The sequence below is a fragment of the Arthrobacter sp. CP30 genome (assembly GCF_053470025.1).
Genome location: NZ_JBQEMM010000019.1, coordinates 1 through 10,104, shown reverse-complemented (window position 1 = coordinate 10,104; position 10,104 = coordinate 1). Strand labels below are relative to the sequence as shown.

The window sequence follows — 10,104 nt, the reverse complement described above, 5'->3', positions numbered from 1 at the left end:
GTTCATCCGAAGCTTTCGAGGAGTTGGGCGAAGACGCCGAACATCCCCACGGTGAGGGGGACGGAGACGAGGATCGCCAGGGTCTCGAGGCGTTTGGCCTGCTGCCGGCCCCGCGCGGCGACATGGTCGGCCGGGGCGACAGCCAGCGAGACGGCACTGACCACACCGATCAGCAGCACGACGACGCCGACGAGCCAGGGCTGGTGGGGGAGGAACCGGAGGGCGCCGAGCGCGAGTGCGGCGAGACCGACGGCAGACGCGGCATACAGGGCGATCCGCTCGGCCGCGAGCGGGAAGGCACGGGCACGCAGGGCGGTCGCCACGATCAGCGCGGCCAGGAGCGGCAGGGTCCATGCCTGCGTGCTCGCATCGGTGCCGATGATCCAGAGGCCGGTTCCGATGGAGACGGCGGTGACGACCGATCCGAGGCTGAGTGTCGCGTGTGCGGCAGCGATCGCGTCGATCGCGTCGGTCCGTGCGATCGTGTCCCCCTTCGCCCGCTGGTCGTCGAGCGTCGCGAGCCCGGAGGAGGACAGTGCGATCTTCGGCAGCAGCCCGAGCACCAGGACGCCGGCGAGGGCCGCGAGGGCGGCCGCCTTCGGCGGGTCGGGGGCGAGGACCGTCGCCGTTACCCAGACGAGGGACACGGTGGCAAGGGTGAGTGCCGCGCTGGTCATCGCCCGGCGCCTGTCCGCCACGATCCCGATGGCGAGGAACAGGACGATGGTCAGGACCGCGGTGAGGAGCGCGGCCACGGGTAGTCCGTCGTCCCGGTGGACGAACCCGGCGAAGGCGCAGATCCAGCCGGTGGCGAGCAGGGCGATTCCCATGGTCCGGAGGCGGGGGGCGGCACCGGCGAGCGTCCCTGCGCCGAGGAGGACGGCCCCGAGGGCGCCCAGGATCCACCAGGCGCTGTCCGCGGCGTAGGCCTCGAGCAGCAGCTCCGCGCCGGCCCACAGCCCGAGCGCCGTGAGGACGACAGCCGTCACCGATGCCAGTCCGGCGGTCCAGCGACCACGGACCTCCGGGCCGCCGTCCACCACGAGGTCGGTCACGTCGTAGACGACGGCGGCGGGCGGAGCCTCGGCGGCGTCGCACAGGAGCAGGGAGGACCCGTCGGTGACACCCGCGTCGTCGAGCGTGCCGGCGGCGTCGAGCGGTGCGCCATCGGGGCGGACGAGCAGCTTGGCGGCGACGTCCTCGCTCGGCTCGTCCTGCAGGAGGTCGAGGACCTGTGGCATCAGGCCCCCCACGGGCCGGTCGGAGGGGAGGAGGAGGTCGAGGTGGCGCCTGGTGCCGATGAGGGTCACCCGGGTGAAGGCGTGGGCCATCCGGTCAGTCTCCAAGGGGTCGGTGGGGGAACCAGGGCGAGGCCTGGCTGCGGATGTCGCCCGCGGGCTGGTGGACGATGCCGACGGCGCTGTTCTGCTGTTGCTGCTGGCGCTCGCGCTGCTCCTCGAGGAGGTTGCTGACGAAGGAGATGCCGACACACACCGAGGCGACGACGGCGGCGAGGGCGACGCTGAAGAGGAAGAGCCGCACGGAATCCATCCACCGTCGCTGGTGCGGATTCGCACCGAAGAGGACCGCGTTGGTGAGGCGGTTCCTGCGGACGGTGACGGACTCGATGAGCTGGCTGTCGTAGTCGTTCGCCACAAGACCCCCCCGGATTGTTCCTGAAACCGTTCATATACTCGCATCCTTTGACCCGCACGCCGTCCTCCGCGGGCCGGGATGGGGAGAACTACCCATCCTCCGACCTTGACCATCGGCCCCCAGGCCGGTTCGATGAGTACAGCAGGGCCCGCAGGCGTGATGTCGCCCGGGTCCGCGGTCCGCCGGGGCCGGCCCGCTCAGGGTGCAGCAGAGGCATCGAGAAGCGCCGGAAGGCGCCAAGGGGGTAATCGTGAAGTTCGACATGGGTTCACAGACACTGTCCACGCTGACACAGCAGACCGGTACATCGAACGAGGACCTGGGCCAGCTGGTCCGCAGCCTCGTGGAGGCCGTCGCCCCGCTCGAAGGCAAGTTCAACGGTCAGGGCCGCGTCCGCTTCGACGAGTTCAAGCACCGTACGGACGTCGTCGCCAACGAACTGAACGCCTCGCTCGGCATCATCCTGCAGGGTCAGTCGGAGATGGACACCGCCTTCCAGACCGGCGACCAGGAATCGGCGGACAACGCGACCCAGCAGCAGGGGTCGGCCGCCTTCGACGCCGCGCGCTTCGGCGGGCGATAGTCCAGCCGGTCAGCCGGTCAGGCCGCGCATCGCGGCTCCGCCCTGCGGGGCACCTCCACTTCTCCCGAGTACGGCGCCGGACCACCGGTGCGGAAGGACACACCATGTCACAGGATCGCGTCAGCTTCGATACAGATATCTCCGCCTCCGTCCAGGGCGACATCCAGTCGATCGTCGGGCGTCTCGAGGCCCTCATCGCCGACCGCGAAAAGGCCGTCAGCACGGCGATGTCGGATTTCCAGGCCGACGGCGTCTCGGAGGAGTACCAGGCGGTCGAGGTGCGCTTCAAGAATGCCGCCAACGAGACCCGCAACATCATCTCGCTGGTCAAGGAGACGCTGGGCCTGAACGACCAGACCGCCACGGGTGCTGGTTCCCGGGCGCGTTCCGCCGTGCAGAACATCGGCTGATGTGCCCCGGCACCACCGGGACACCTGCGTCGGCGGAGGGCCGGACGGGGGAGTCGAATGTCCTGTGACGTAGCGACCGGCGAGGTCGTCGCCGTCCTGAACAGCGTGAACGACGAGATGCAGGCCTAGGAGGCCCTCTTCACGACCCTCGGTGAGAACCTCTCGGCGCTGGCCACCGCGTGCCTGGCCGAGCCCGTGTCGGCGGAACCGGAGTCGCTGAGCACCGAGGTGGTGCAGCCGGCCCTGCAGAACGTGGCGGGACGGTCCGGAGCGGCCGTCGGCGCGGTGAACGAGGTGGCGACGATCCTGACGACGGCGGACATCGACAGGACGACCGCCGCGAACCAGGCACTCGTCCGCACCGAGCAGGCGAAGGTCGACGGCCTGCCGGACGGCGGCGGGTCCGCCGCACCGGCCTCGCGCACCATCCCCCGCTGGGGGCGGCGCCCACCACGCGTGGGTCCGCAGCGGCCGCGGCCCTTCTCCGTCCGCGTCGATCCCGATGGGTCGCCCACACCTCCCGGACAGGTCTCCCATGACGATCGACATCGCCGGGTTCGACGCGGTGCTTCCTGATGCGGAAGACATCAGGACGGCCGCCGGAGCGTTCAAGGACACCGTCGGCTCGATCAACACCACCGCCACGGTCACCGGGCTGTCGACGGTGTTCCCCCATCATCCGGAGGGAGCCTTCGTCAGCCTGGGGTGGGGTGGGCGGCTGGAATCCCCGGCGGAGCTTGCTCCACGCTATGAAGCGATGTTCGCCCTGATCCAGCAGCTGGCAGGTGACTCCTTCCGCTTGTACGGGGGACGCCCGACCCCGGAGGCGGAGGTCGGGGAAGTACCGATGAACGGTGCTCCCCTGATCGAGTGGATCGCGTCATACGGTCGCGAGCCCGGAGCCGAGCGCGTGCCGTGGAGCACGACGTCCGCGTCACTGAGAGCAGACCCGGAGGCCACAGGACATCGGACGGCCTCCATCTCTGTGGCTGCCGGGGCTCCTACGCGGACGGCGAACACGGTCCTGCTTCGTCTGGCGCCGGACTTCCCGATCGGGACCGCCCAGGAATCGGTGGAACTCCTGCTGGCCCTGGTCCGCATCTGGCAGCCCGATATCGCGGTCCTCCTGACGTCCGACGCTGTTGCGTCGATGTCCCCGTCCACGCATGCGGCGTATGCGTCGTGGACGTCGACCCTGGCTCGGGGGGAGGAACCGACGGGCAGGGGGGAGACCGCCGTTCGCTACGGGGACGGGACGGTGCGGATCGCCGAGGAATGGTCGGTCGAGGCTCTGACAGCGCTCAACGGTGAACTGGTCGCGGCCGGTGCGCCTCGCCTGTCGAAAGGTCGCGCACTGCAGCTCCCGCCGACCCTTCCCCATGACGTGCCCGAGCATCTGGTGGACATCTGCCGGCACATCCGCGTCCCGAACCCACGTGGGAGGTGACGGATGGACCCAGGACTGCGGGCGTGCACATCCATCGTTCCCGACCGACCGAAGCCCTGCGGTGGCGTTCCGGTCGACGTCGGACCTCCGCCGATCCCACCCGGCGGTGACGGACCCGTGGACGCCGCGGCTGCGGGCGGACCTCGGCCGAGGAAACACGTGAGGACGCTGCGGGAATCGATCGATCCTGAGGTGCTGGCGATCGTGGCGGAGTGGTTCGGGGGCAGTGCGCCGGTGTGGCAGGACGACGAGTGGGCCTGCTACGACGCCGAGACGGACGGGATCCTGATCACGGGTGAGCCGGGCGCCGTGTCGGTGTTCTTCACCCTTCATCAGGGCGACCGCGGTGGTGGCCCCGATGTGGTGTGCACGGATCCGGCCGACGCACTGCGGTATGCCCTGTTCACAGCGGGTGTCAGGTTTCGTCAACGGCATCTGTACGGGCGCCTGCTGGTTCCGTTCTCGCCGGCGCTCGCGCGTGCAGGGTTCACCGCCGCACCCCTCAACGGATTCGGGGCGACGCTGACGGTGGACGGCGGGGAGGATCCGGCGTCGGAGCGGCAATTGTCCTTCAGGATGGGAGGGGAGGCGACGGAGGCGACGTTCTACCTGGGTGCCGGCTTTTCGGACCTGATGGACTCGATGCGCGCGCTGGGCGGACAGCCCCTGTTCGGGGACGTGCGCCAGGTCCCGGCAACGAGCCTTGAGCGGGCCCGGCCCTGATCGGTGTCGTCGTCCCTGGTCCTTGTCCTTCGTCGCGGCGCTGTTCGGTGCCGGCAGTGAGAGTGGTGTGATGGTGCGGGAAAGTGTTGGAAGGTCCCGGTTCGTTCGGCCTGTCGGTTCGGATGTGGTGCGTCAGTGGTTCGACGCCGATGAGGGCGTGTCGGTGGCGAGCTTCCTCGAGCAGTGTGACCTGCCCCTGCAGTTCGTGGACGGCCAGGGCCTGTGGGCTGTGACGATCGGCGAGGCGGGTCGGGTGGAGGCGGTGGTTCGTCAGGCATCGGCGCCGGGCGCGCGGGGTGCCGTCCCGGACGTGCTGTACGCGACGGACCGTACGCTGGGCGAGTTCGCCTCCGGGGACGAGGCGGTGCACGTGGTGTTCACGTCGACCCCTGGGCCGCTGGCCGAGGTGGTGGAGCGCGCGAAGGACGGTCGGGTCTGGACGGCGTCGTCCCCGGGCGGCGAGGTCCGCAACGGTCGGGCGGCCGACGCCGTCGTGCAGTTCGCGAAGAGTCCTGACCAGCGGTCGATGATCGAGGTGCTGCGTGGCTGCCTCGCCGGTGAGTTGCTGGTGGATGTGACCGGCTCCGACGCGGCGTCGCCAGCCCTGCGCGGTTTCCTGGGGGCCCGCGATGTTCCGGCGATCGGCGTGTTCACGGACCAGGGCGAACTCGCCCGGTTCCTGGCGGGCCAGGGCGACGGATCAGATGCGCCGCAGTCGCTCGCCCTGCCGGGTGTCCTCGCCCTGCAGACGGCTCTGGAGGATTCGAGGGTGGGCTGGGTGTACGTGAATCCGGCAGGTCCCACGTGTGCTCTGGCCCGTCCGGACCTCGAGTTCGCCCTGCAGGGGCCGCCGAACCAGGCGCTGCGCGAGGTGGTGGTGCGGCAGGGCTCGCAGCAGGAACTGTTCACGGCGATGCTGGGGGACACGAGGGTGTTCCTGGGTGAGATCGAGCGGGACGGCAGGAAGCAGCCCCTCACCGTACCGGTGGACCAGGACGGATCCATCGAGGTCCACCTCGCTGTGTTCACGTCTGCTGCCGAGGTCGCGGCGTTCGATGCCACGGCGGCGGTAGGGGCGTTCACGGCGGAGTGGGTGATGCAGCTGCTGTTCGGGCAGCGGCTCGCCGGGGTGCTGATTGACCCGGCCGGCCCGTCGGCCTCGATCGGGTCGTTCCAGATCTGGCACCTGCTCGACAATCCTCCGCTCGACGGCCGGCCAGGAACGTCCGGGGCGCGTCGTAGCCGCGGACGCCCTGCGCCGCTCCACGGGGGCTCGGGGGTCCTCGCCAGTGGCCCGTGTCGGAGCCGTAGGGCAGGATGGGCGAGTGACTTCCCCAGCAGACGATGCATCACCGGACAACCCGCGGACGGGTTCGGGCGGACCTCCCGAGGGCGATCTCCGGGAGGAGTACGCGTTGCTCGCGGAGGAGATCCGGAAACACCGGATCGCCTACTACCAGGAGGCGGCTCCCACGGTGTCGGACGCCGAGTTCGACGCCCTGTTCCGGCGCCTGGAGGAACTCGAGGCCCTTCACCCAGAACTCGTCTCGAATGACTCGCCCACCCAGGAGGTCGGCGGCGAGGTCTCCTCCGCCTTCACGCCGGTCGACCATCTGGCCCGCATGTACAGCCTCGAGGACGTCTTCTCCCTCGAGGAACTGAAGGTCTGGCTGGACCGTGCCACGGCAGGCGTCGAGCAGCGCAGCCCCGGCGCGGGCATCCAATGGCTCACGGAACTCAAGATCGACGGTCTGGCCGTCAATCTCCTGTACCGCGACGGCGAGCTCGTCCGGGCCGCCACCAGGGGGGACGGTGTCACCGGCGAGGACATCACGCACAACGTCCTCACCATCGCGTCGGTCCCGAAGCGACTCGCCGGTACCGATCACCCCGAGGAGGTGGAGATCCGGGGCGAGGTGTTCTTCCCCACCAAGGAGTTCGGCCAGCTCAACGAACGCATGGTCGCCGCGGGCAAGGCGCCCTTCGCCAACCCCCGCAACGCTGCGGCCGGCTCGCTCCGCCAGAAGGACCCGGCCATGACGGCCGAGCGTCCGCTGGACATGTACGTGCACGGGATCGGAGCGAGGACCGGCCTGTCCGCCGAGACCCAGTCCGGCACCTACGAGCTCCTGAAGGCCTGGGGACTGCCCACGTCGCCGTACTACAGGGTGCTGCAGGACCAGGCCGAGGTCGTCGCGTTCATCGAGCACTACGGCGACCATCGCCACGACCTGCTGCACGAGATCGACGGCATCGTGGTGAAGGTGGACAGCTTCGCCCTGCAGCGCGCGCTCGGTCACACCTCACGCGTACCCCGCTGGTCCGTGGCCTACAAGTACCCGCCCGAAGAGGTGAACACGAAATTGCTGGACATCCTCGTCAACGTCGGACGCACCGGGCGCGTGACCCCATTCGGCCTCATGGAACCGGTGAAGGTCGCCGGGTCCACGGTCGGCATGGCCACTTTGCACAACCAGGAGGTCGTGAAGGCCAAGGGCGTCATGATCGGGGACATCGTGGTGCTGCGGAAGGCAGGGGACGTGATCCCCGAGATCGTGGGTCCCGTCATCGCGCTCCGGGACCAGCAGGACCCGCCCGTGCGGGAGTTCGTCATGCCCACCGAGTGCCCGTCCTGCGGGACGGCGCTCCAGCCGGCCAAGGAGGGCGACGTCGACATCCGCTGCCCGAATGCGCGGTCCTGCCCCTCCCAGCTCCGGGAGCGTGTCTTCCACCTGGCCGGCCGTGGTGCCTTCGACATCGAGGCCCTCGGATGGGAAGCGGCCATCGCGCTGACGCAGCCGGTCGAACCGGAGCTACCGCCCATCACCACCGAAGCGGACATCTTCGACCTCACGCCCGAGAAGCTCGCCGATGTGAGGATCGAGCGGGACAAGAAGGTCAAGGGCGTGGTGACCGGCCGTGAGCTGGTGCCGTACTTCTACTCGAAGGGCACGGCCAAGAAGCCGTCCGAACCGAGCGCCACCACCCGCAAGCTCTTCACCGAGCTGGAGAAGGCGAAGCGGCAGCCGCTCTGGCGCGTCCTCGTCGCGCTCTCCATCCGCCACGTCGGTCCGACAGCCTCCCGGGCCCTGGCGACGGCGTTCGGCTCGATGGGACGCATCCGCGCGGCCACCGAGGAGGAACTCGCCGACGTGGACGGCGTCGGTCCGACGATCGCGGTGGCCCTGACCGAGTGGTTCGCCGAGGACTGGCACCGGGAGATCGTGGACCGGTGGACCGCCGCGGGTGTCCGCATGGAGGACGAGGTGGACGAGAGCACCCCCCGTACGCTCGAAGGCCTCACCGTCGTGGTCACCGGATCGCTTGAGCGGTACAACCGCGACGAGGCGAAGGAGGCCATCATCACCCGGGGCGGCAAGGCAGCGGGCTCGGTGTCGAAGAACACGAGTTACGTGGTGGCGGGTGAGAACGCCGGCACCAAGTTGGAGAAGGCGGAAGCACTCGGTGTCGCCGTGCTGGACGAGGAGGGGTTCATCGCGCTGCTGGAGCACGGGCCCGCCGCGCCGGCGGGCACCGCCGACGGGAGCGGCTCGGCCGCCGACCCGGCCGGGGAGTCCGGCCAGGGCCCCGCTGCCGGGGAGCCGGATCCCAGCGAGGACGAGGACGCCGCAGGGGAGCTCGACGCCGGCGCCGGCACCGATACGACGACGGCGGCAAGGCCCGAGGGATGACCGCGGTACCCGGCCCGGTGGGAGCGGCGTCGGCATCCGTCCCCGCGCTGCTCCACCTCGCGCGCCAGGCAGCCGCTGCCGGGGCCGCCGTCCTCGCGCGCCGTGATCCCTCGGCCTTCAAGGCCGGCAGCAAGAGCTCGGACAGCGACTGGGTGACGGCGTTCGACGTCGCTGCGGAGCGGGCCGTGCGGGGCGTCATCACCGATTCCCGGCCGCACGACATCATCACGGGAGAGGAACTGGGCACCACCGTGCCACCGGGCCCGGCGGCCGCGTCCGACCGCATGCGGTGGTCCATCGACCCGCTCGACGGCACCACGAACTTCATCCGCGGGATCGTCTACTACGGAACCTCCGTGGCCGTCGCCGACGCGAACGGTGAGTGGCTCGCCGGCGTCGTCCATGCGCCCGCCCTGCGCCGGGTCTACTGGGCGTCCCGGGGTGGGGGAGCCTGGCTGAACGACGACGGCGCCGTCCGACGGCTCTCGGGTCCGATCGCCGGACGCGGCGGCCTCCTCGCGACGGGCTTCTCCTACGACCCCTCGACGCGCAGCGACCAGGTGCGCGAGCTCGCGGACCTGCTCGACGGGTTCGGGGATCTGCGGCGGCTCGGCTCGGCGGCGCTGGACCTCTGTCTGGTGGCCGACGGCACGCTCGACGCGTTCGTCGAGCGTGGGCTCAACGAACACGACTATGCCGCGGGCGCCCTGATCGCGGCGGAGGCCGGTGTCGCGGTGCGCCGCCCCGACCTCACCCCCATGCTCGACGGCGGACCGGGCGACGCCGAGCGCCTCGGCGCCGTCACCGTTGCCGGACCGGAGGACTTCGTCCACGCCGTCACCGGAGCTATAGCCCGCTCGACCGAGAGGCCGCGATGACCACGCCGTCCTGGCAGAAGGTGTTCTCCACGCTGGCCGGAGACCGATCGCGCGAGCTGTACGCCAGGGCCGTCCTCGGACAGCCGCTCGAGGCGACGCCGAAGGAGCTGCAGCGTCTGGGTGACGCGGGGCTCGTCCTGCCGGACGGCACTGTCGACGAGCACCTCTTCAAGGCTGTCCTGGCGGCCGCGGCACCGGGAACACCGAAGGGCGTGGACAGGTTCTTCCACGAGGGCCGGATCCACGGGCTGCCGCGCGCCGGCCAGGACCGTGCGGACCTGCTCTCGCACCTCGCGGAGCGGCTCCTGCCGGCTGATCAGGAGATCAGTGAGCCCGAGGTCAACCGGCTGCTCGCCACGGTGACGCGCGATGTCCCGACGCTCCGCCGCGCGCTGGTGGATCACGGCCTGATGGAGCGCTACCCGGACGGCACCGGATACCGACGGGTGAGCGCGGCGGCCTGATCCGACGGTCCGGTGGGCCGACCACCTGCAGGTGCGTGGAGGCAGTTCCGGGACGATGCGACAGACAGAAGGACTCCCGCACGGGTGCGGGAGTCCTTCTGTCCGAATGGATCCGAGCGTCCTCAGCCGGCGGCGGGGGGCGTGAGGACGGCGTCGATGAGGTAGACGACGGCGTTGGCGGTCTGGACGCCGCCGCAGATGACGTTGGCGTCGTTGACCTTCAGTTCCTGGCCGGATCCGGTGATCTCGAG

At 70.2% G+C, this 10,104-nt stretch carries 11 protein-coding genes and 1 pseudogene; 9 read left to right on the top strand and 3 right to left on the bottom strand.

The window, feature by feature from the left end; genetic code table 11:
- Positions 1-2: 2 nt before the first annotated feature.
- Together eccD and ACTIMO_RS16840 are read right to left on the bottom strand one after the other, a co-directional pair.
- A complete protein-coding gene (eccD, locus tag ACTIMO_RS16845) occupies positions 3-1,331 on the bottom strand; it encodes a type VII secretion integral membrane protein EccD (RefSeq protein WP_448183157.1) in 1,329 nt (442 codons plus the stop codon).
- A 4-nt stretch (positions 1,332-1,335) separates the two neighbouring features.
- Positions 1,336-1,656 carry a hypothetical protein gene (locus ACTIMO_RS16840; protein ID WP_448183156.1) on the bottom strand — a complete coding sequence of 107 codons (321 nt, stop codon included), beginning with the start codon at positions 1,654-1,656 and terminating at the stop codon, positions 1,336-1,338.
- Positions 1,657-1,918: 262 nt separating this feature from the next.
- On the opposite strand from ACTIMO_RS16840, the gene ACTIMO_RS16835 reads away from it, so the two are divergent.
- The 9 genes and pseudogenes from ACTIMO_RS16835 (at position 1,919) to ACTIMO_RS16795 (ending at position 9,853) form a co-directional block, all read left to right on the top strand.
- The gene (locus tag ACTIMO_RS16835) at positions 1,919-2,239 is read left to right on the top strand and encodes a hypothetical protein (RefSeq protein ID WP_200914819.1); all 321 of its coding nucleotides are present in this window, start codon (positions 1,919-1,921) and stop codon (positions 2,237-2,239) included.
- 104 nt (positions 2,240-2,343) lie between these two features.
- Positions 2,344-2,649: a pore-forming ESAT-6 family protein gene (locus tag ACTIMO_RS16830; protein WP_055770437.1), complete on the top strand. Its 306-nt coding sequence runs from the start codon at positions 2,344-2,346 to the stop codon at positions 2,647-2,649.
- A gap of 195 nt (positions 2,650-2,844) precedes the next feature.
- A complete protein-coding gene (locus ACTIMO_RS16825) occupies positions 2,845-3,225 on the top strand; it encodes a hypothetical protein (protein WP_448183155.1) in 381 nt (126 codons plus the stop codon).
- Positions 3,185-4,096 carry a hypothetical protein gene (locus ACTIMO_RS16820; protein ID WP_055770444.1) on the top strand — a complete coding sequence of 304 codons (912 nt, stop codon included), beginning with the start codon at positions 3,185-3,187 and terminating at the stop codon, positions 4,094-4,096. Before ACTIMO_RS16825 ends, ACTIMO_RS16820 begins: the two co-directional genes overlap by 41 nt.
- 159 nt (positions 4,097-4,255) lie before the next feature.
- On the top strand, positions 4,256-4,819 hold the full coding sequence (locus ACTIMO_RS16815; RefSeq protein WP_448183154.1) for a hypothetical protein: 564 nt from the start codon (positions 4,256-4,258) through the stop codon (positions 4,817-4,819).
- A gap of 70 nt (positions 4,820-4,889) precedes the next feature.
- A pseudogene (locus ACTIMO_RS16810) lies at positions 4,890-5,636 on the top strand (SseB family protein); the annotation flags it as partial.
- A gap of 508 nt (positions 5,637-6,144) precedes the next feature.
- Entirely contained in the window at positions 6,145-8,511 is a 2,367-nt protein-coding gene (gene ligA, locus ACTIMO_RS16805; RefSeq protein WP_448183153.1) for an NAD-dependent DNA ligase LigA, read from the top strand.
- Positions 8,508-9,389: an inositol monophosphatase family protein gene (locus ACTIMO_RS16800; RefSeq protein ID WP_448183152.1), complete on the top strand. Its 882-nt coding sequence runs from the start codon at positions 8,508-8,510 to the stop codon at positions 9,387-9,389. Before ligA ends, ACTIMO_RS16800 begins: the two co-directional genes overlap by 4 nt.
- Positions 9,386-9,853, top strand: a complete 468-nt coding sequence (locus ACTIMO_RS16795) for a DUF2087 domain-containing protein (protein ID WP_422391574.1) — start codon at positions 9,386-9,388, stop codon at positions 9,851-9,853. Before ACTIMO_RS16800 ends, ACTIMO_RS16795 begins: the two co-directional genes overlap by 4 nt.
- Positions 9,854-9,975: 122 nt before the next feature.
- On the opposite strand, the gene ACTIMO_RS16790 is transcribed toward ACTIMO_RS16795, so the two are convergent.
- Positions 9,976-10,104 (bottom strand): fasciclin domain-containing protein (locus ACTIMO_RS16790; protein WP_448183168.1); only part of this gene is annotated, 129 nt, incomplete at its 5' end.

Bases quoted from the DNA above. Each gene is read 5' to 3' on its own strand.
- ACTIMO_RS16795 (WP_422391574.1), top strand. From the start codon at position 9,386: ATGACCACGCCGTCCTGGCAGAAGGTGTTCTCCACGCTGGCCGGAGAC.
- ACTIMO_RS16820 (WP_055770444.1), top strand. From the start codon at position 3,185: ATGACGATCGACATCGCCGGGTTCGACGCGGTGCTTCCTGATGCGGAA.
- ACTIMO_RS16830 (WP_055770437.1), top strand. From the start codon at position 2,344: ATGTCACAGGATCGCGTCAGCTTCGATACAGATATCTCCGCCTCCGTC.
- ACTIMO_RS16835 (WP_200914819.1), top strand. From the start codon at position 1,919: ATGGGTTCACAGACACTGTCCACGCTGACACAGCAGACCGGTACATCG.
- ACTIMO_RS16800 (WP_448183152.1), top strand. From the start codon at position 8,508: ATGACCGCGGTACCCGGCCCGGTGGGAGCGGCGTCGGCATCCGTCCCC.
- eccD (WP_448183157.1), bottom strand. From the start codon at position 1,331: ATGGCCCACGCCTTCACCCGGGTGACCCTCATCGGCACCAGGCGCCAC.